Genomic DNA, 17,289 nt, shown 5'->3' with positions numbered 1-17,289 from the left:
GGGGCTTTTCGCCAGTTTTCGCCGTTCTTTTAAATGCGTGCGTTATGCGTTACGATCTGCGCCTGAGAAAGAGTGCAAACGGAAAAGCCTGTCAGCTCCAAGGGGATGAGGCCCCAAGAGCTGGCAGGCTGTTTTTGCTTGCAAATGTTCGGCTGTTCGGCAACGGCTTGAGACTGCGCGCTGATGTTTGGCTACTTTTTTCTCCCTTTTGGCCATCTGAACGGCGGAACGTATTTGACCATCGTCTCAAACATTACGCCCCACTGCTCCTCGCTTAAAGACTCCACCCGCAAATCCGCTGTTCCCTTCAGGTTTCGCTTTAAATGCGTGATTTGCGGAGGGGTAAAAATGCCCCGAACAGCGTCGTCGATCGCTGCCTTTGGCGCTTTCAGGATGTGTTCGGCAAGTCGGTGGAAAAGGACGTGATGTTTCAGCGGGACAAGCGGCTTTGCTTTTCGCGTAATGGAAAGAATGGCCGAATCCACCTTCGGAGGGGGAGCGAAACATTCCCTCGGCACGGTTTTTACGTAACAAATGTCAAACCACATTCTCCAGGCGGCCACATACGCATCTTTGACCGCTTTGGCTGTAAATCTTTTGGCGGCTCCTTTTTCCATAACGAGAACGCCTCTCTGAAAGCCGCTCGCCGGGTGGTTTAACAGCATTTTCATGATCGGAGTCGTGATGGAATAGGGGATGTTGGACACGACAACAAAGTTTTCTTTGGGAAGCTGCAGCTTTACGATATCTTGCTGAATGATCGTCACATTCCCGTTGTGCGCTGTTTTTAGCTTCAAAGTTTCGATCAGGCGGCGATCATACTCGACTGCCACTACTTTTCCGGCTTTTTGAAGGAGAACCTCGGTCAAAGCGCCTTTTCCGGCCCCCAGATCCAGCACCGTATCCGCCCGGCTTAACCGTGCCTGATTGGCAAGCTCATGAATCAGCTTTTTCGTGTGGAGAAAATGCTGGCCTAAAAAATTCGGGGCGTCTTCACGACGGGTTTTTTTGCTATGGTACGTATGCTTCTTTTTGGTCACGGTATCTCTTCCTCTCCAAATGGAAATCACGGGCACTCTGCCTGTGATGGAGAGCAAACGGAAGAAGACCTCCGCGTACGCCAATTTACGCGTAAGTGGCCATAGCGAAACAAGATCCCCTGTGCCATACGAAAAGAAAAGGGGAAATGTGCATAACAAAAGAAAGGCAGTATGATCTACCTTTCTACACCTTGCCGTATATTTCATGCAAAATGAAGATTATTAAAAGAAGGCAGACTAATCCCGTTTACCCTGCTCACACAAGCAGAGCCTTTGAATATACAATTACTTATTCAAAGTCAGGGAACGTAGTCTCATATAATCCATCTTTTAATAATCCTCTTTCGAAATTTTTTACATACATTTACAATGTAGCATCATCTTTGCAGGGGAGTCAACACCATTTGCGTGTTTGACCCAAGAAATGGCCTCGCATGAGCTTTTAACCAGGGGGTTAAACCGCTTTTTGGGCTTGTGGTGCATGTCTATGCGGAAGAAGGAAAAGAAAAAACCTTGCATCAGCAAGGCTTTCAAAAGCTTTTGTATGGAGCGGGTGATGGGAATCGAACCCACGCCGCTAGCTTGGGAAGCTAGAGTTCTACCATTGAACTACACCCGCAAAACGTCGAGACTGGCTTGTCCTGTTTGTTACACACAGTGAAAATGTTTCATTCCTCTGTTATTTATTATAGCAGCAGCATCCTCCAAGTCAAGGAAAAGATATCCATAAAGGTTTGCTTGGGGCAAAAAAAGACGGAAAATGTTACGCCAGCCTGTTCGTCGGGCTGTTGTCGATGGGGGATGCAGGTCTGACAGGCAACGATGCGTTCCGTGTTGTCTCGGATATCCAGCATAGCTTCTATTATCAACGGCTCTGTTAAAACGGCGGTGTTGAGTTGATAGGCAAGCAAAACGAAACCCCACAGACGAATGGTGGGGTGTATGCCGTTTAAAAGCTTGTCAAAAGCTTGCGAGCGATATCCGTTCGCTTTCTCATCATGGCCCGTACGCGAAAAATTACGATAATGCTTTTATCATGTTGTACCACTTCTCTCCGGCATGTTCAGAACTGGAGAGCCCCTTGTTGACGTAACCATGCTTTTCGTAATAGCCAATTAAGTTTTCTTTGCAGGTAAGGGTGATCGTTTCACGATGTTTCTGTCTTGCTTCTTGTTCCAGGTGCATCAGCAGCTTTGCTGCGATGCCGTGCTTTTGAAACTGCGGGTGGACCGCCAGTCCCAGGATGCTTTGATGCCCGCCGGTTGCCGGGTTTTTCTTTATATGCGTAAACAAATCGTCGGTTATGTAGGCGGTTTCGATGACGGGGCCGTTAATTAACCCTACAATTTCCCCGTTTTCTTCGGCAACATAAAAGCTATCTGGAATCATCTGAATCCGCTTTGCAAACGCCGCTTTCGTTGCCGCCTCTTCTTCCGAAAAACAGAGCTGTTCAATGACGACAAGCTGCGGCAAATCTTCCATCTGGACTTTTCGAATGTGGAACACGAATACCACCCTTTGCATTTTGGTAGGAAGCAGGCTACTGGTAGAGAGATTTCTCCCTGCCAAAAGCCGACGAAAGACTCACTTTTCCAACGAATAAAAACAGTCATTCACCAGCTTTCCGGCAATTTCCGTATTCTCCGGCACGATTTTATCCAGCTTCATCCCGGCCTTTTCCAAAACGCGCCTGGAAGCGGCGTGCTCTTCCGAACAAACGGCCGTAAACACTTTGAATCCATACGTACTGGCAGCGAAGTCGAAGACGAGCTGGAGCGCTTCGGTAGCATAGCCTTTGCCTTTGTGCGCTTCTACGATGATGAAGCCTGCTTCCGCCGTGAGCGGCTCGCGCCTGCGGGTGCAGAGGCTCATCAGACCGACGTCGCTGCTGGTCGCCGCCTCGCGGATGATCCAGGTGAGCCAATGCGTCGAATCGAGGCTCCACGGAGCGAGCTCTTTTTCGAAGTTGCGGCGAATTTCTTCTTCGCTCATCGCTGCCCCGATGTGTTGCATGAGCGCCGGGTTGGAGTAAATGGAGCGGATCAGCTCCCAATCGGTTGGGGCCAGTTTGCTCAAGGTGAGGTGCGCACTGAAAAGTTGCTCGTTCATCGGATTCTCCTTTGGGGGCGGTAGAGTAGTCGACAAAGCTGCCGGCGATACGGACGCACCTTTGTTGAATGGCTCGCAAGCTGCTCAAGGACAGGAACAGGGATGGTCTTTCGGGGAACGCCGGACACATCCAGCCAGACATCGAGCGAAGCTTCTTCCCAGGCGGCGCGGAGATATTGTGCTGGCTTGCACGAAGTTGGACAAATTGGTCAGCAAATTCGCTCGCAGAATGGATTTCTTCCATTGATTGCGTTCGGATGCGGGGACAGCAATGACAGATAAACGCTTCGCTATTGTTCTTTTCGAAAAAGACTTTTTATCGCTTCAACGCCAATCGCGAGTCCGAAGAAGGCCAGGAAGAGAACGCCTACTACGTTGAGAATGGCGAGGAGAGCCTCGACAAAGTCAATCCGATGCCTCGGTTCAAACAGGAGAAACAGGGCGCCGGTCAACAATCCTGCCCCTAAATAAGCCAGTCTTTTCATAAAAAAGCCTCCTCTCTGCCTTACGATATATAGGGTACCATTTTCCAAGAGGGAATGGAATAAAAAGGGAGATGGTTTGGCTTTTGGCAGTCCGCAGGGAAAGAGCGACACACTGCTTGCGTATTTGGGAGATAGTGGTAATATAAAAAGGGAAATTCTGTCTTCTGGAAAAATATCCAGCCTGGCAATGGGGCTGCATCAAGAGAGAGAAAGGGGGCTGGAACTGTGCTGGATTTTGGCGCTGTCGCTTTGGAATGGAACACAATGCTGGTCCAATTGATCGTTTTCCTCCCGGTGCTGCTGTTTTACGCGTTTGTCATTTATGCGATAGCGAAAGCGCTCAGTTTCATGAAAACAAAAATACAGCTTGACCGCGAGCGCAATCAAAAGCTCGATGAACTGCTTGGGAGCCAAAGACGTACGCAAAAGTAAACGGCTGGGATATCAAGGAAAGCAACATGGAGAAAAGCAAGCGGTTGATACCCGCTTAGAAAAGGCGTCCCTCGCCATGGGCAACAGCAGGTGCGCCAGCAAGATCGAAAAAACGCCGCTTTTTGCCTCTTCCGATAGACACGGCCAGGCCAAATGACAGAATCGTTGCAAGCTAATGAAACCTGGGAAGAGGATGGCGTTTCGATGCAAAACGTAGACTTTACAGAGCTGCACCAATATTTGAACGATCTTTCCGCAAGTGTCCGGCAAGCAGGCGACGTAACAGGCCATTCCTTGTCGGAGGTGACGAGGCAGCTCGCTTCGCTGCAGGAGCAAATCCAGACCACGAATTACTTGCTGACGGGCTTATTGATGCTGCACGTCGCTTTCCTCGTTGTTTTGATCTGGAAAAAGAGCAAGTAACGAGGCAAAAAGCCGCGCGTTTCGGTTCTATGCGCCGATTCCGGGGGCGATTTGCAACTGGGAGACGAGCGCCGTGCAGCGAATAAGAGCGAAGACGAAAAAGCAAGTGATAAAAGAGCGGGCAAAACACTACTGCCGAAAATGAAAGCAAGTCCATGAAAGCAAAAAAGAGCAGAGGGAGCCTGCTCTTTTTTTACTAGCCAAGAAGAGAGAAACAGTCGCATCGGCAGGAAGGCAACGAAGGCTGCACCAAAGCCCCAAAAGATGGACGAAGCTACATTCCGCACACGGAGGGGCAGCATTCGTTCCTGCCCTGCGGAAGCGCGCCTACAAAAAGCGAACGAGCGCCTGCACGAACTTTTCCAAATAAAGCTGATCGACTTCGTCAAATCGGTTTTTTCGCGGGCTGTCGATGTCGAGCACGCCGAGAAGCTGGCCGTCTTTTATGATCGGCACGACGATTTCCGATTCGGATGCGGCGTCGCAGGCGATATGGCCGGGGAACAAGTGCACATCTTCCACGCGAACAGTTTCCCGCTTCTCCGCCGCGGTGCCGCATACGCCTTTGCCAAACGGAATGCGCACGCACGCAGGCAGCCCCTGGAACGGTCCAAGCACCAGCTCATTCCCGTCGTTGAGGTAAAAGCCGACCCAGTTTACTTCCTCGAAAAATTGGTTCAGCAAAGCGGCGGCGTTTGCCAGATTGGCGACCTGGTTGGATTCGCCTGCAAGCAGCGCTTCTAGCTGTTTGATGACCAGTTCGTAGTTTTCTTCTTTTTTTCCTTGAAACTTTTCGAGTTTGAACATGAAAGCTACCTCCCACCCGCTGAGCATCTGTTGATCTACTCCGCCATTATAAACCATCCGGGTGAGAAATGGCTCCGGCAAATTCGCCGAGAGTATGCGGCTGGCCCCAAGTTTTGCTAGAAGCTGGTAGAGAGCTCTAGTACAATGAAGGGAGATATACCGAATTTTCTCGTGGGCAAGGCATGGATAGGAGGCAAAAGACAGCATGGAAAAAGCGACATTTGCCGGAGGGTGCTTCTGGTGCATGGTTACTCCGTTTGAAGAGTTGCCAGGGATCGGAGGCATCGTCTCGGGTTATACAGGGGGCTCGGTCGAGAACCCGACCTACGAACAGGTCAAAACGGGGCAGACCGGGCACTGGGAAGCGGTTCAAATTACGTTCGACCCGGAGCTGTTCCCTTATGAGAGACTGCTCGAGCTGTATTGGCAGCAAATTGATCCGACAGATCCTGACGGGCAGTTTCATGATCGCGGCAGCCAGTATCGCACAGCCATTTTTACGCACAATGAAAAACAGCACGAACTGGCAGTCCAGTCCAAAAAAGCGCTGGAGGCGAGCGGCCGCTTCTCGAAGCCGATTGTCACGGAAATTTTGCCTGCTGCTCCGTTTTATCCGGCAGAAGAATACCACCAGGGCTACCACAAGAAAAATCCGAAGCATTACAAGGAAGACCGCGAGAAATCCGGGCGCGACGCGTACATTCAGGAGCATTGGAAGGAAACGACATAATCGCGGCAGCAAAAACAGCACAGTAGCAGAGCCGAACAGGCTGCTGGCAGTCCCCGTCTTTTGGCAAAAGGCGGGTTTTTTTGTTCGCTCATCCAAACGACTCTTAGCGAACGCTTCGGCCAAGCCAGGTGTGTGATCTGGAGCGCCGTTCGTACGTGCTGCTGCCGACCGCCCGATACAGCTCTGTCTCCTTCGTCGTGCAAGCTTTTTCGAACGGCACCGTTTAGAATACAAACAGGCCGCTAAACCACGGCAACGCAAAATAGACGAGCGCACACACGAGTAGAAACAACATCGTTTTTAACAGCATGCCTGCCAAAAAGCTGTCAGTGGGCAGGCTGCGCTCGATCAGCCTTTCGAATGCGAGAAAAAGCGTGATAGCCAGACAAGCGAGCAGGCCAAAGCCGATGAACGGTCCCATCTAGCAGACACCTCCCGGAAATTTCAACAGCGCCTTCCTTCTCTTTACGTCTAGTGTCCATGCCGGTGGATTTCGGCTTCAAACCCGGAAAAGTCCCAAAAGATCGAGAAGATGAGCAACCCGATAGCCAGGACATACAGCCATCTGATTCGGTAAGACGGTGACGCGACAATCAATACCCAGGCGATGAAAAGCAGCCAAAGGATTCCGTTGCTTATAATATCGTCGAACATAGGCGAAGCTCCCTCCCCATGGACAATACGGTTTTGGGGGATTTTTGGTTACAGGAGAGGGGGAGAAGCGACGCGCCATGGCAAGCGGAGTGTCAGCGAAAATCTTTCCACGTAAAATCAATGCTCAGGTGGCCGATGTACCTCTCTTTGATTGCGACCTTTCCTTTGGTGGCCAGCTCCGGCTTGCGAAAGCAGACGAGGTCTTCGTGATAGCCGAACATGCGGCATATCTCCGGACGAAACGAATGAATGCCGCACTGATCTTTGTTCATGTCATAAAAAATACAGGTTCCGCTAAAGCGGGGCTGCTGCTCCAAGTTTTCGCGCAGCTTTTTCGGCATGGCCTTCAGCTTCTTATGTATGTGCTTGCGCTCTTTTTCCGTGATCGGCACAGGACCGCAGCATAAGCCTTTGCAGCCTTGGCATGGCAATGTATTCACAAAAGCACAACCTTTCTATTTGAAAGTTGCCATTTGCGGCGAGAAAAAAGGGCGGCCAGCACGGAGTCGGCGAACAGCGACAAGGCGAAAATTACAAAAGCAGCCTTTGACCAGATAGAAAACGGGATGACGTATGACGAAGTGAAAAACATCATCGGCGGAGAAGGTGAGCTGCTCTCCGAAGCGGGCAACAAAGGAGAGCAATTTCATGCCGTGGTCTACATGTACGAAGGGGAAGCGGCAGGCAGCAACGCCAGCTTTACCTTTCTGGATGGCAAGCTGCAAGTCAAAGGCCAATATGGGCTGAAATAAACCAACCCCGTCTTTGCAGCAAGCGCAAACGACGGGGTTTTCTTCGCAGGATGTCTGTACGGCTCGTTAACGCGGATCTTCCGTTACCAGCGCGATGGCAAAGCCGTCGTAGCCTTTGCTGCCGACCGTTTGAATTGCGGTCGCGCTAACCGTCGGCTCGTTTGCGACCAGATCGGCGAATTGCCGGACGCCGACAATGTTCGGATCGCTGGTGGCTTCGTCGACGACGGCACCTTTGCGTACCACGTTATCGGTAATGATGACGCTGCCTTTTCGCGAGAACTTCAGCGCCCAGCGGAAGTAGTCCGGATTGTTTTTCTTGTCGGCGTCGATGAAGATGAGGTCAAACGGTCCCTGTTTTTCATCCGCGAGCGCAGAAAGGCTGTCCAAGGCGTCTCCAAGCCTGATCTCGACCACCGATTCCAGCCCGGCACGGGCGATGTTGGCTTTGGCCACCTCGGCATGCTTCGATGCCGCTTCCAGCGTGATGAGCCGACCGTCGGCAGGTAAGGCGCGGGCTAGCCAAATCGTACTGTAGCCGCCCAGTGTCCCGATCTCCAAAATCGTCCGGGCTCCCTGGATGCGTGCCAGCAGATGGAGAAATTTTCCCTGATTGGGCGCGACGTCGATAGGCGGGAGGCCAGCGGAAGCGTTGTTTTCCAGCACGGCTTCCAGGATCGGATCGGCTGAAACGAATTTTTGCGTAAAATACTCGTCTACGGCTGTCCATTGTTCGCGATTCATGGTTTCCCTCCTTTTTATGACAAGGCTACGAAAAGAGCATATGGCAAAAACAGCATATCATAAAAGCTGCATCGTCGAAATATTGGAAATGCAAAGGCGATTTCAGCGCAAGAAATTGAGGAAGCCAACGACGATGAGAAAGCCCAGAAACGCTATGATTCCGTAAACCAAATACGTTGGCAGCCTGTCAAAGCCTCCCGTCGCTGCTTCAGCTTCGTGCTCTCGCGCGCCAATGGACGAAGCATTCCCCCCGGCAGGATTCGCGGCGCCCGACTCGTGACCTGGACGAACGGATGGCTGCTTGGGAGTCGACAAAACGATCCCGACGATCAAGAGAAAAAGGCTTGCCGCCAGAAAAAAGGTCACAAAGCCGTTGGTGAACAGGGAGGGAAGCTCCGGCTGCGTGGGAAACTGCCCGGTGGCAGAGGCGGCTTGCATTTGCCCGATCCAGATGTAGTAGGCGAGCATTCTTTCAAGCGTGTAGAGCAACCCGCTGGCTAGAAACAAAATCGTGCTGAGCGTATAGGCAAGCTTTGCAGTCAATGGATTTGCACTCACTTTCTGTCAACGACAATTATTGGAGGTACGTCATGTAGATGGCTGCGAAAAAGCATATGGCTGCACTAAAGGAGAGCAGCGCGGTAGCCATCCTGGAAAGCGGGTGGTTGTGCTTGCTTGGAAACCAGCTAGATTGCTGCAGCCGATTGCGGTAGTAAATGAGCAGGATGAGAAACAAGGCGGCGTGCGCCAAAAAAATGCCTTCCCCCGGCGCTTGTTCGGGAAAAAACAAGGTGACCACCGGGCCTGTCACCACCAAAAAAATGGCCATGCAAATCAGTATGCGAATGATTTCCAAAAAAAATCGAAACAAAATGAGCATCGTTATCACCATGTACATTGTAACATAATTGGATATTTTGAGGAATAATGGTATTTGTTATGGAACCTTACGGAAAAATAGAGGAAACAATTGCGTCCGTTACCATTATTTTCGAATGGTATTATCGTCCAATTCTAGCGATAATAGAAAAGTAATCCAAGCTAGCTAGTATAATCCAACTTGGGGATTCGATGCGTTCGACTGAATTTATGCAGATAGGTCGACGCTATTTTTTTGTTCCATACATAGGTATAATTACCTAAAATTGATCGTTGTTTAGGGGGAGATCGTACTTTATGATTAGATCATTCACGTATGACATATGCGTACTACCCCGTACGCCCCGGCCGGAAGTTGCGGCTGGGATTTTTTTTTGCCGTCCGGCATCCAATGATCTCCTATCGCGTTTTGACGCGCTTTTGGTATATTCTATACGAGGACTCACAATGTTCTTGGGGTCCGCGGTGGCTCAAAAATGCAGAGGAGCCACCGCTTTTTTTATACAGATTCTTATCCAGTATGAGGGCAACTAAAGCCTTGCCAATGTCTTGGCGCAGCCAAGTTTTTTGCTGCGACGAAAGCCTTGCTTGCAACAAAAGCGAGCCATACATATTCAGGTCTTTTGTACCATACTTTCGGCTGTGCGTTGGCGAGAACTTGCCATGGAAGGATCGCGCATTCATACATGCTCCATTTCCGGTCATCCTAAAGAAAGGGAAAATTGGTCTGGAGGTGTTTCGCATGCGAACGATCCTTGCTGTTTTGGCGCTTGTCTTGGCGATTACGGGCTGCACGGGCAAGAACAACGCGCAAACCCAGCAGAAAAACGACGCGGAGCCGTTGTGCACTCCGGCGCCCGTGCGCCATACCGAATGGGAGGAGCAGGCAAAGGCGATTGCAGGCAGGGTGGATGGCATTGACGAAGTGGCAGCCGTCCACATCGACAAAGACCTGAACCTGGCGATCAAGGTGAGCAATTTCAACCGCTTTCGGCTGGAGTCGATTGAAAAAGAAGTCTCTGGCAAGCTGAAGGAGGCTTTTCCGGATTCAAAAATCCACGTGACCTCTGACAAGAAGCTGTTTATGGATTTGCAAGCGATGAGCGGCGCTCCGTGGCCAACGGATGTCAAGGAAGCGTGCCAGAAAAAGAAAGCGAGCAAAAAGCTGGAAAAGAAAATGAAAGGGTAATAGCGGTCTAGCGCCTCGGCTTGCCAAAAAGGTGGCCGAGGCTTTTTGCGGTCGGTGAACAAGCAGGCGAGGCGAACGGTTGCCGATGAACAACGCATCGAGGGCAAAAGAAAAACTCCCGGGATGGGAGTTGGATTCGTTTAATAGCAATCGCCATGAACACGGTCACGGTCATGATCGCGGTCACGATGCAAGTCGACGCCGCGCAGCTCGTCTTTCGCTTTCTCAACCAGCACTTGATAATCCCTTACCACTTCGGTCAGGGCAGAAACGGATTCTTTGTAATCCGGCTCATTACAAATCCCATCAATGGCCCGATGGAGGTGGTACATTTTATCTTCGGTTTTGCGGATAAATTCTACCCAATCCATTCCGTTCATAAAAATACCTCCTTTCCTTGCCTTAGGCTTTACCCGATGACAGAGAAGTATGCAACGATTTGTCTGGCAGCCTGCGCAAGAGCGGATAAAATCATTTTTTTCGACACTTTGTCTTACCATGTTTATCTCTTTACTATGGAAATAAACTTGCCTAGTGCGTAATATAAGAGGATGGGATTTTTCGTTGAGCCGTGAGAGAAGATCCGTGGAGCGTTTTCGGAAGCGAATGAGGTGGAGAGTGTGGATGTTTTAGCAAGAGTAAACAAGTCATTGGAAAAAATAATGCCGGTATTGACCCCGAGCAGTGTGGCGATTGGCGTGTTGGCCGGGACTCATCTTCAGCCCTATGCCTTTTTGTCGCCGTGGGTGTTTGCCTTTATGACCTTTGCCGGGAGTTTGGGAGCGGGGTTCAAGGAATTTGCCAAAGTATTGACACGGCCGCTGCCGCTCGTCGTCAATTTGCTGATTTTGCATGCGCTGATGCCGTTTATCGCCTGGGGAGTGGCTCATCTGCTCTACCCGGACGACATGCATGTCGTCACAGGCTTTTTGTTGGCCGCACTTATACCGACCGGGATCTCCAGCTTTCTCTGGTCGTCGATTTACATGGGCAATATTGCCCTGACGCTTTCGATTATTTTGCTAGATACGATGATTTCGCCGCTTGTCGTTCCGTTTGGCATGTACGTTTTGCTCGGGGCAAAGGTGGAGATGGACACGTGGGACATGATGCAGGGGCTGTTTTACATGATTGTGCTGCCGTCGCTTGCCGGGATGCTGCTGCATCATTTTTCGCAGGGGAGGGTCAAAAAGACGTTGGCTCCCAAGCTCGCTCCGTTTTCCAAGCTGGGCATGGGTGTCGTCGTTGCCATCAACAGCTCGATGGTCGCAAGCTATTTCCACGCCTTTGATGCCAGGCTGCTGGGAATGGCGCTGGTCGTTCTTTTCCTCGCGATTTTGGGCTACCTGCTCGGGTGGTGGATCTCCCGGCTCTTTGGCTGGGAGCGCGATGTGATCGTGACCTTGACCTTTAACAGCGGGATGCGCAACATCAGTGCCGGAGCGGTCATGGCGATTACGTATTTCCCGGCGACAGTCGCGCTGCCTGTCGTGCTCGGGATGCTGTTCCAGCAGACGCTCGCTTCCACCTTTGGCAAGTTTTTGGACGTCGTGGAGAAAACACCGAAAAAAATCATCCAGGAAGCCGCGCAGTAGAAAGCAGGGAAATCCTGCTTTTTTTTATTGCTTGTTCGCATGTTGTTCGTATATAATACATACAAACGTACGTTCGAGGTGAGGCTTTTGCTGGAGACAATAGTTGTGCCCGTCCACAATGTGATGAAGCGGGTTCCGGTGCTGACAACTGTACATCTTCGTGTCTACAAAATGCTGGAGAACGGAATAGAGATCAACACAATCGCGGCGGATCGCCAGATGAGGCGCGCCGTCAACGATTTGTGCAGGTTAGGGTGGGTGAAAGCAAGTGGGGATCGGAACTAGCTATGCGGGACGGCAAGCTTCCCGGCAGCGCACTACTCCGCCGGGGGTCACGAAGCAGGAGCGCGAATCGTTTTTGTATTTGCTTCGCGACTCGGGCAGGGAGGATTACGCGGTGACGGTAAGCTGGTGGGTTTCGTTGGACGGCGAGTGCGGCAACACGCAAAGCATGTGGGGCGTGGTCAAGTGGGTCGATCCGAAAGCGCGCAAAGTCCAGTTGGTCAACGAAACGAGAAGCGAATGGATTGAGCTGGAGCAGATCGTGAATGTGCGCGGCTGAGCTTGGAGTTTGGCGGCAGGCACAAAAGAAGGAGGGCGACTATGCCCTCCTTTTTCGTTTGGATGAGGAAGTAAAAAGATATTATGTAAGAAAACCTAACACGAAATCAAGAAAATTGCCAAAAAGCATTGACAATCGACCATGATATGTTAGTATATATTACATAGCATGCATTCTCTCCACTTCCTATCTTCGACCCAGAAATGGGTCCTTTTTTTTGCCCGGATAGCTTGCCTATTGCGGATAAGGCTTGCCATCGCCCTTGAACAGCTTGCTCACCATCTGGTACAGACGGCCCGGCATGTTCGGGAACACGAACGAATACTGATCGGCTCCCTCCTTTAGCAAAGCGACAGGGGCTTCGATCGTGTAAGGAATTTTCATCAAGTCGAGCATTTTTTTGTACTCATCCACCATGGCGTGATCGACTGTATAGTAAAACGATTTGGAAGGGTTCATTTGTGCACGCTCCTTTTCCATATTGTAGCATAGGAAGGCGTTTGTTTGAACGAGACATAATATTTATTATGTTAACTAAATGACCGTCTGAACGACAAAAAACACTCTGCTGTCAGGCAAACAGAGTGTTTTTACGCGTGCGCATGCAAGGGACGGGACCGCCTAGCTGCTGAAAAAACTTCTGCTGGAGTGCTTCCGCTTGTAGTGGGAGCTGCCGTAATGGGAGTGCCCATGCCCGTGCCGATGTCCGTGGCTGGAACCGTATCCTTTGCGATACTTGTAGTCGCTGCTGCTGTATTTCCGGTATTTGTGGGAAGAAGTCGAGTGATTACCCAGTAAATTTTTCAATAGCTTTTTTAACATCTCCATCACTCCCAGTCGTCGTGTAGGATCGGTTTATATTCGTATTTACGAATACGCTTGGCAATCGTTTCAGTTCCCTGCGAATTTTTCGGGAAAAACAGGTCCGATCCGGTCAATCCGGTTCGTCCAGATACCGCCCGTAAACGTAGCAGGCACCCGGTCGAGGTCAGCAGGCGTATCGAAGCCTGCGGAAAAATCGCCGCTTCCGGCTACAAGGATGACGCGCGTATTTACTGCTTCCATTCTCGCCATGAAACGGTTCGGCCAACCCCACAGCCATGGCGCGATTTGATCGGGAATGTGGAGCTGGGTGTGGGCGCAGGCGTCGGGAACGTAACCGGACCAGCCCGCCGCTATGTACGGGATCAGACAGCTTTTCATCGTATCCATCGAGATGACGCGCAGCTCCGGGATTTGGCTCTTCACGGCGGCGACCGGCTCGTCGCCTCCGTAGACTGTCAGCTTTTCCAGCCGTTCTTTTGGCAGAGCCTGCAAGGCGTCCGCGAGCGCCTGTCCTTCGTTTGGATCATTGCTCTTGATATGGATGAGCAGAGACTCGTCGGGGAACGCTTTGAGCACATCGGTTAACGACGGCATCAGCCCGATGCCTTTTCCGCGAAACGGATAGGTGCGTCCTCCGTCTGCCGTATAGTTGTAGCCGATATCGAGCTTCTGCAGGTCGGCCAGGGTAAAATCTCTGGTGACGCCGTCGCCGTTCGTGCGACAGCCGAGCGTCCAGTCGTGGAACACGGCAAATTGCCCGTCTTTCGTCCAGTGGACGTCAAATTCCACGACGTCGGCACCTGCTGCGAAGGCGGCTTTCATGGACGGCAGCGTGTTTTCCAGATACGGATGCTCCGGCGGGTAAATTCGTTCGGCTGTACACGTCTCGTTCGTCAGCCCTTCCATGTGAAAGGTCTGCGCCATTCCGCGGTGGGCGAGCAAAAAGGGAGAGCCGGCAGGCGGAGCAGCCAGGTAGGAGCTGTTGACGAAAAAGACGTAGGCGACAAACAAAAGCGGGATCCAGACCACTTTTTTGCGGTACCATTGCTTGCGCGGTCTGTTATCGGAAGTGGACATGACTTGTAATCCTCCAGCGTCGTGACTTTTTGTGCGTTCATTCTATCAAAATGCGGACGCAAGCGGAAATCCTTTTTCGCCGGAGAGAGCAGGGGTTGGCATGGAGGAAAAAGACTGGCAAAATAGATGAATAATTGAAACCAGAATGGACAGAGCAGGGGGATTCCATGAAAATAGCGCTACATCAGATCGCCTATCAGATCGGGATGCACCCGGCAGAGATGGCGAAGCTGGTCTACGAAGGAGAAGTCACGGGCGAAGTGCCTGACCGCAACCCGCAAGCGAAGGATGCGTGGGTAGATTTGCATTCGTTGAAAAACTTCATTGAATGGAAGTTCGATCAGGGCGCCTTCGACCAGATGTTTTTCGATAAAGCCATGCGCCATCTCAACAAGGCGATGGGGAAAAAATAAAGCGGTGCGACAAGGGAGAGAACACAACATGCAGCCATCGATCATTTATTGTATGTGCCCAAAAGCTTATTGGGAGAAATGGGCGGACAAAGACCATTACCTGCCTCGCGACTACGAGCAGGAAGGGTTCATTCACGCCACAAAAGGCGAGGAGCTGCTCGGCAAGGTAGCAGACCGGGTGTACGGCGCGTTCGACGAGGAGTTGTACGTGCTCGTCGTGGACGAGACAAAATCGCCTTCGCCCGTGAAGTACGAGCAGGCCAAGGACGGGCTTTTGTATCCGCACATTTACGGCCCCCTCCATCGCGAGGCGATAGTAGACGTGAGGCGCATGCTGAAAACAGACGGGCACTGGCACATCGGTCCGTCCATCTTCTAATGCCCTATCCGTTCCAGTTGAACTGCGCGAGCAAATCCAGCACCTCGCGACGCTTGGCTGGCGGCAACTTGTCGAGCCTGCGCAGCAAGAGGGCGATTCGTTTGCGCTGCTCGCTTTCGCCGGAAGACTCGGCGCGCTTGCTCACCCATTGGCGTTTGAGCCGGACAGGGTCTGTCTCCGCTATGATCCGCAGCAGCTTTCGTTCCAGAAAATCCAGAGAAGCCATGTGAAAAACCTTCTTTTTCGCAAAGTCCGTTCTCTCTATCCTATCATACATAATTGTTCCGCGAACGGAGCACAATGGTACAGGTAGTGAATCATACTGGCAAAGTGAGGAGTGTTTTTCATGGCAAAACCGGACGATCGTTCTGACAACGCAGCCAAGCTGCAAGAAATGCTGCAAAACACGGAAGAGAGCATTCGCGAGTCGGAAGATTACCTGGCGGCACACGCGGGCGAGATTTCCGAAGAGGAACGAGCGAACATCGAGGCGAAAAACCAGCGCCGTGCAGAGAGCATCGAAGGGTTCCGCTCCGAGATTAAAGACGAAGTTTCCCAAAGTGAATAACGTGCTCATCAACGCCTGTCGCTGTCCATTGCGGCAGGCGTTTTTCACATTGGGCCGACAAAAGTGCAACAAGACATGAATTGTTGGACGAAACATGGTAATCTGTAGATGGACAAATTAAATCAAGAGGAGAAAGACTATGAAACGACCAGAAGATACACGCGTCGTTGTCGGCATGTCCGGCGGGGTCGACTCCTCCGTGACGGCTTACCTGCTCAAGCAACAGGGATATGACGTCATCGGCATCTTCATGAAAAACTGGGATGATACCGATGAATTCGGCCACTGCACGGCGGAAGAAGACTTCCAGGATGTCCGGCGCGTCTGTGAACAAATTGGCATTCCATACTACACCGTGAATTTTGAAAAAGAATACATGGACAAGGTGTTCCAGTATTTTTTGGATGAATATAAACGCGGGCGCACACCGAATCCTGATGTGATGTGCAACCGTGAAATCAAGTTCGGCGAGCTGCTCGCCAAGGTCATGGACCTGGGAGCCGATTACATCGCCACCGGCCATTACGCGCAGGTGAAGTTCATCGACGGAGAGTACAAGCTGATCCGCGGCGCGGACAACAACAAAGACCAGACGTACTTCCTCAATGTGCTCGGCCAGGAGCAGTTGTCAAAAACGATGTTCCCGATCGGGCATTTGCCGAAGCCCGAGGTGCGCAAAATTGCCGAAGAAGCCGGGCTTTACACCGCGAAAAAGAAGGACAGCACAGGGATTTGCTTCATTGGCGAACGCAACTTCCGCGAGTTTTTGCAAAACTACTTGCCAGCCAAGCCCGGCAATATCGAAACGGTAGACGGAGACGTGATCGGGCAGCATGACGGCCTGATGTACTACACGCTCGGCCAGCGCCAAGGCCTGGGGATTGGCGGCGGGCACGGCAAGACCGGCCAGCCGTGGTTTGTGGTGGACAAAGACCTGGAGCGCAACGTCCTGATCGTCGGCGAAGGCTCCAACCATCCCCGCCTGTATTCGAGTAGCTTGCTGGCGACAGACGTAAGCTGGGTGAGCGCGAACAAGCCGACCGAATCGTTTGCGTGCACCGCGAAATTCCGCTATCGCCAGCCGGACCAGCAAGTGACGGTGCACATCCGCGAGGGCAACACCGTAGAAGTCGTTTTCGCCGAGCCGCAAAAAGCGGTTACTCCTGGCCAAGCCGTCGTCTTTTACGATGGGGAAGTGTGCCTGGGCGGAGGTACGATTGACAAGGTGCGTTTGATCGACAAAGAGAATTGAATAACGGGGGAAGCGCTTGGTGGATGCTACGAAAAAGTCAAAAGTGATTATTGTTTCGTTTTTGGCGGGAGCGCTTTTGCTGGGAATACTCGCTTACGTGGGGATGTCGGCCACGAGCAACGAGCACATGACCGTGATCGAGAGCGTCATCAAGGAAAAGGGTGGCGTGATTGAAGCAGGTGGTGTGACAGTGGTTCCTCCCGAGGAGAGTCCCTTCCCGAAAAGCGGAAAGGGTAACACCATCTATCGCATCGTGTACACGAAAGATGGGCAAAGCCTGACAGCCTGGTATCGCTCCGATAACCATTCCTCGATTATCAAGGAACCGGAAGAGTGGATTCTTCCGCATTAAGGATTAACCTGACTGGGAGAGT

At 51.5% G+C, this 17,289-nt stretch carries 27 protein-coding genes and 1 tRNA gene; 12 read left to right on the top strand and 16 right to left on the bottom strand.

What is annotated here, in order from left to right:
* Positions 1 to 191: 191 nt before the first annotated feature.
* The 5 genes from erm to AC27IT_RS01310 form a co-directional block, all read right to left on the bottom strand.
* Complete coding sequence (erm, locus tag AC27IT_RS01330; RefSeq protein ID WP_487091541.1) at positions 192 to 1,040, bottom strand: 23S ribosomal RNA methyltransferase Erm; 849 nt, start codon at positions 1,038 to 1,040, stop codon at positions 192 to 194.
* Positions 1,041 to 1,585: 545 nt separating this feature from the next.
* Positions 1,586 to 1,659 (bottom strand) — tRNA-Gly (locus tag AC27IT_RS01325).
* Between the two features lie 398 nt (positions 1,660 to 2,057).
* Positions 2,058 to 2,546 carry a GNAT family N-acetyltransferase gene (locus AC27IT_RS01320; protein WP_005834813.1) on the bottom strand — a complete coding sequence of 163 codons (489 nt, stop codon included), beginning with the start codon at positions 2,544 to 2,546 and terminating at the stop codon, positions 2,058 to 2,060.
* Between the two features lie 78 nt (positions 2,547 to 2,624).
* Entirely contained in the window at positions 2,625 to 3,149 is a 525-nt protein-coding gene (locus tag AC27IT_RS01315) for a GNAT family N-acetyltransferase (RefSeq protein ID WP_005834815.1), read from the bottom strand.
* A gap of 290 nt (positions 3,150 to 3,439) precedes the next feature.
* On the bottom strand, positions 3,440 to 3,634 hold the full coding sequence (locus AC27IT_RS01310) for a hypothetical protein (protein WP_487091540.1): 195 nt from the start codon (positions 3,632 to 3,634) through the stop codon (positions 3,440 to 3,442).
* Positions 3,635 to 3,859: 225 nt separating this feature from the next.
* Between AC27IT_RS01310 and AC27IT_RS01305 the strand changes: the two genes are divergently transcribed.
* Together AC27IT_RS01305 and AC27IT_RS01300 are read left to right on the top strand one after the other, a co-directional pair.
* Complete coding sequence (locus AC27IT_RS01305) at positions 3,860 to 4,066, top strand: hypothetical protein (RefSeq protein WP_487091539.1); 207 nt, start codon at positions 3,860 to 3,862, stop codon at positions 4,064 to 4,066.
* 204 nt (positions 4,067 to 4,270) lie between these two features.
* Positions 4,271 to 4,489, top strand: a complete 219-nt coding sequence (locus AC27IT_RS01300) for a hypothetical protein (RefSeq protein WP_283857849.1) — start codon at positions 4,271 to 4,273, stop codon at positions 4,487 to 4,489.
* A 327-nt stretch (positions 4,490 to 4,816) separates the two neighbouring features.
* On the opposite strand, the gene AC27IT_RS01295 is transcribed toward AC27IT_RS01300, so the two are convergent.
* On the bottom strand, positions 4,817 to 5,296 hold the full coding sequence (locus AC27IT_RS01295; protein WP_005834822.1) for a GAF domain-containing protein: 480 nt from the start codon (positions 5,294 to 5,296) through the stop codon (positions 4,817 to 4,819).
* A gap of 205 nt (positions 5,297 to 5,501) precedes the next feature.
* Between AC27IT_RS01295 and msrA the strand changes: the two genes are divergently transcribed.
* Positions 5,502 to 6,026 (top strand): peptide-methionine (S)-S-oxide reductase MsrA, encoded by a 525-nt coding sequence (gene msrA, locus AC27IT_RS01290; protein WP_005834824.1) that lies wholly within the window; start codon positions 5,502 to 5,504, stop codon positions 6,024 to 6,026.
* Positions 6,027 to 6,249: 223 nt separating this feature from the next.
* Here msrA and AC27IT_RS01285 read toward each other — a convergent pair whose 3' ends face one another.
* Together AC27IT_RS01285 and AC27IT_RS01280 are read right to left on the bottom strand one after the other, a co-directional pair.
* Positions 6,250 to 6,447 carry a hypothetical protein gene (locus AC27IT_RS01285; RefSeq protein WP_221843198.1) on the bottom strand — a complete coding sequence of 66 codons (198 nt, stop codon included), beginning with the start codon at positions 6,445 to 6,447 and terminating at the stop codon, positions 6,250 to 6,252.
* 325 nt (positions 6,448 to 6,772) lie between these two features.
* The gene (locus tag AC27IT_RS01280) at positions 6,773 to 7,120 is read right to left on the bottom strand and encodes a YkgJ family cysteine cluster protein (RefSeq protein WP_005834829.1); all 348 of its coding nucleotides are present in this window, start codon (positions 7,118 to 7,120) and stop codon (positions 6,773 to 6,775) included.
* Between the two features lie 33 nt (positions 7,121 to 7,153).
* Between AC27IT_RS01280 and AC27IT_RS01275 the strand changes: the two genes are divergently transcribed.
* A complete protein-coding gene (locus AC27IT_RS01275) occupies positions 7,154 to 7,432 on the top strand; it encodes a DUF3862 domain-containing protein (RefSeq protein ID WP_005834830.1) in 279 nt (92 codons plus the stop codon).
* Between the two features lie 66 nt (positions 7,433 to 7,498).
* Here AC27IT_RS01275 and AC27IT_RS01270 read toward each other — a convergent pair whose 3' ends face one another.
* The 3 genes from AC27IT_RS01270 to AC27IT_RS01260 all read right to left on the bottom strand — a co-directional run bounded on the left by AC27IT_RS01270 (position 7,499) and on the right by AC27IT_RS01260 (position 9,047).
* Positions 7,499 to 8,176: an O-methyltransferase gene (locus AC27IT_RS01270; protein ID WP_327944400.1), complete on the bottom strand. Its 678-nt coding sequence runs from the start codon at positions 8,174 to 8,176 to the stop codon at positions 7,499 to 7,501.
* 102 nt (positions 8,177 to 8,278) lie between these two features.
* A complete protein-coding gene (locus AC27IT_RS01265; RefSeq protein WP_221843201.1) occupies positions 8,279 to 8,719 on the bottom strand; it encodes a hypothetical protein in 441 nt (146 codons plus the stop codon).
* A 31-nt stretch (positions 8,720 to 8,750) separates the two neighbouring features.
* Complete coding sequence (locus AC27IT_RS01260; protein WP_283857847.1) at positions 8,751 to 9,047, bottom strand: hypothetical protein; 297 nt, start codon at positions 9,045 to 9,047, stop codon at positions 8,751 to 8,753.
* A gap of 750 nt (positions 9,048 to 9,797) precedes the next feature.
* On the opposite strand from AC27IT_RS01260, the gene AC27IT_RS01255 reads away from it, so the two are divergent.
* A complete protein-coding gene (locus tag AC27IT_RS01255) occupies positions 9,798 to 10,244 on the top strand; it encodes a YhcN/YlaJ family sporulation lipoprotein (RefSeq protein ID WP_005834837.1) in 447 nt (148 codons plus the stop codon).
* A 140-nt stretch (positions 10,245 to 10,384) separates the two neighbouring features.
* Here AC27IT_RS01255 and AC27IT_RS01250 read toward each other — a convergent pair whose 3' ends face one another.
* Entirely contained in the window at positions 10,385 to 10,624 is a 240-nt protein-coding gene (locus AC27IT_RS01250; RefSeq protein WP_005834838.1) for a hypothetical protein, read from the bottom strand.
* Positions 10,625 to 10,906: 282 nt separating this feature from the next.
* Here AC27IT_RS01250 and AC27IT_RS01245 point away from each other — a divergent pair, with 282 nt between their 5' ends.
* On the top strand, positions 10,907 to 11,839 hold the full coding sequence (locus AC27IT_RS01245) for a bile acid:sodium symporter family protein (protein WP_206699211.1): 933 nt from the start codon (positions 10,907 to 10,909) through the stop codon (positions 11,837 to 11,839).
* A gap of 268 nt (positions 11,840 to 12,107) precedes the next feature.
* Positions 12,108 to 12,401 (top strand): YolD-like family protein, encoded by a 294-nt coding sequence (locus AC27IT_RS01240; RefSeq protein ID WP_005834845.1) that lies wholly within the window; start codon positions 12,108 to 12,110, stop codon positions 12,399 to 12,401.
* Between the two features lie 234 nt (positions 12,402 to 12,635).
* On the opposite strand, the gene AC27IT_RS01235 is transcribed toward AC27IT_RS01240, so the two are convergent.
* The 3 genes from AC27IT_RS01235 to AC27IT_RS01225 all read right to left on the bottom strand — a co-directional run bounded on the left by AC27IT_RS01235 (position 12,636) and on the right by AC27IT_RS01225 (position 14,303).
* Positions 12,636 to 12,860 (bottom strand): hypothetical protein, encoded by a 225-nt coding sequence (locus AC27IT_RS01235; RefSeq protein WP_025847761.1) that lies wholly within the window; start codon positions 12,858 to 12,860, stop codon positions 12,636 to 12,638.
* 162 nt (positions 12,861 to 13,022) lie between these two features.
* Complete coding sequence (locus tag AC27IT_RS01230) at positions 13,023 to 13,223, bottom strand: hypothetical protein (RefSeq protein ID WP_007781980.1); 201 nt, start codon at positions 13,221 to 13,223, stop codon at positions 13,023 to 13,025.
* A gap of 69 nt (positions 13,224 to 13,292) precedes the next feature.
* Positions 13,293 to 14,303, bottom strand: a complete 1,011-nt coding sequence (locus AC27IT_RS01225) for a glycerophosphodiester phosphodiesterase family protein (RefSeq protein ID WP_283857845.1) — start codon at positions 14,301 to 14,303, stop codon at positions 13,293 to 13,295.
* 167 nt (positions 14,304 to 14,470) lie between these two features.
* Between AC27IT_RS01225 and AC27IT_RS01220 the strand changes: the two genes are divergently transcribed.
* Both AC27IT_RS01220 and AC27IT_RS01215 read left to right on the top strand, forming a co-directional pair.
* Positions 14,471 to 14,716: a hypothetical protein gene (locus AC27IT_RS01220; RefSeq protein WP_005834849.1), complete on the top strand. Its 246-nt coding sequence runs from the start codon at positions 14,471 to 14,473 to the stop codon at positions 14,714 to 14,716.
* A 28-nt stretch (positions 14,717 to 14,744) separates the two neighbouring features.
* Entirely contained in the window at positions 14,745 to 15,095 is a 351-nt protein-coding gene (locus AC27IT_RS01215) for a DUF952 domain-containing protein (RefSeq protein WP_025847765.1), read from the top strand.
* 4 nt (positions 15,096 to 15,099) lie between these two features.
* On the opposite strand, the gene AC27IT_RS01210 is transcribed toward AC27IT_RS01215, so the two are convergent.
* Positions 15,100 to 15,321 (bottom strand): hypothetical protein, encoded by a 222-nt coding sequence (locus AC27IT_RS01210; RefSeq protein ID WP_005834853.1) that lies wholly within the window; start codon positions 15,319 to 15,321, stop codon positions 15,100 to 15,102.
* A gap of 120 nt (positions 15,322 to 15,441) precedes the next feature.
* Here AC27IT_RS01210 and tlp point away from each other — a divergent pair, with 120 nt between their 5' ends.
* The 3 genes from tlp to AC27IT_RS01195 all read left to right on the top strand — a co-directional run bounded on the left by tlp (position 15,442) and on the right by AC27IT_RS01195 (position 17,267).
* Complete coding sequence (gene tlp, locus AC27IT_RS01205; RefSeq protein WP_007781991.1) at positions 15,442 to 15,663, top strand: small acid-soluble spore protein Tlp; 222 nt, start codon at positions 15,442 to 15,444, stop codon at positions 15,661 to 15,663.
* A 139-nt stretch (positions 15,664 to 15,802) separates the two neighbouring features.
* On the top strand, positions 15,803 to 16,915 hold the full coding sequence (gene mnmA / locus AC27IT_RS01200) for a tRNA 2-thiouridine(34) synthase MnmA (RefSeq protein ID WP_005834859.1): 1,113 nt from the start codon (positions 15,803 to 15,805) through the stop codon (positions 16,913 to 16,915).
* 19 nt (positions 16,916 to 16,934) lie between these two features.
* Positions 16,935 to 17,267 (top strand): hypothetical protein, encoded by a 333-nt coding sequence (locus AC27IT_RS01195; protein WP_005834861.1) that lies wholly within the window; start codon positions 16,935 to 16,937, stop codon positions 17,265 to 17,267.
* Positions 17,268 to 17,289 lie beyond the last annotated feature (22 nt).

Source organism: Brevibacillus sp. YAE8, from assembly GCF_057543335.1.
The sequence above is the reverse complement of the archived record's forward strand: the minus strand, read 5'-3'. Positions and strand labels throughout refer to the sequence as shown.

Excerpts from the sequence above, each read along its gene's own strand:
- AC27IT_RS01315 (WP_005834815.1), bottom strand. The coding sequence starts at position 3,149 with ATGAACGAGCAACTTTTCAGTGCGCACCTCACCTTGAGCAAACTGGCC.
- AC27IT_RS01310 (WP_487091540.1), bottom strand. The coding sequence starts at position 3,634 with ATGAAAAGACTGGCTTATTTAGGGGCAGGATTGTTGACCGGCGCCCTG.
- AC27IT_RS01300 (WP_283857849.1), top strand. The coding sequence starts at position 4,271 with ATGCAAAACGTAGACTTTACAGAGCTGCACCAATATTTGAACGATCTT.
- AC27IT_RS01295 (WP_005834822.1), bottom strand. The coding sequence starts at position 5,296 with ATGTTCAAACTCGAAAAGTTTCAAGGAAAAAAAGAAGAAAACTACGAA.
- msrA (WP_005834824.1), top strand. The coding sequence starts at position 5,502 with ATGGAAAAAGCGACATTTGCCGGAGGGTGCTTCTGGTGCATGGTTACT.
- AC27IT_RS01285 (WP_221843198.1), bottom strand. The coding sequence starts at position 6,447 with ATGGGACCGTTCATCGGCTTTGGCCTGCTCGCTTGTCTGGCTATCACG.
- AC27IT_RS01270 (WP_327944400.1), bottom strand. The coding sequence starts at position 8,176 with ATGAATCGCGAACAATGGACAGCCGTAGACGAGTATTTTACGCAAAAA.
- AC27IT_RS01255 (WP_005834837.1), top strand. The coding sequence starts at position 9,798 with ATGCGAACGATCCTTGCTGTTTTGGCGCTTGTCTTGGCGATTACGGGC.
- AC27IT_RS01250 (WP_005834838.1), bottom strand. The coding sequence starts at position 10,624 with ATGAACGGAATGGATTGGGTAGAATTTATCCGCAAAACCGAAGATAAA.
- AC27IT_RS01245 (WP_206699211.1), top strand. The coding sequence starts at position 10,907 with ATGCCGGTATTGACCCCGAGCAGTGTGGCGATTGGCGTGTTGGCCGGG.
- AC27IT_RS01235 (WP_025847761.1), bottom strand. The coding sequence starts at position 12,860 with ATGAACCCTTCCAAATCGTTTTACTATACAGTCGATCACGCCATGGTG.
- AC27IT_RS01230 (WP_007781980.1), bottom strand. The coding sequence starts at position 13,223 with ATGTTAAAAAAGCTATTGAAAAATTTACTGGGTAATCACTCGACTTCT.
- AC27IT_RS01225 (WP_283857845.1), bottom strand. The coding sequence starts at position 14,303 with ATGTCCACTTCCGATAACAGACCGCGCAAGCAATGGTACCGCAAAAAA.
- AC27IT_RS01220 (WP_005834849.1), top strand. The coding sequence starts at position 14,471 with ATGAAAATAGCGCTACATCAGATCGCCTATCAGATCGGGATGCACCCG.
- AC27IT_RS01215 (WP_025847765.1), top strand. The coding sequence starts at position 14,745 with ATGCAGCCATCGATCATTTATTGTATGTGCCCAAAAGCTTATTGGGAG.
- AC27IT_RS01210 (WP_005834853.1), bottom strand. The coding sequence starts at position 15,321 with ATGGCTTCTCTGGATTTTCTGGAACGAAAGCTGCTGCGGATCATAGCG.
- tlp (WP_007781991.1), top strand. The coding sequence starts at position 15,442 with ATGGCAAAACCGGACGATCGTTCTGACAACGCAGCCAAGCTGCAAGAA.
- mnmA (WP_005834859.1), top strand. The coding sequence starts at position 15,803 with ATGAAACGACCAGAAGATACACGCGTCGTTGTCGGCATGTCCGGCGGG.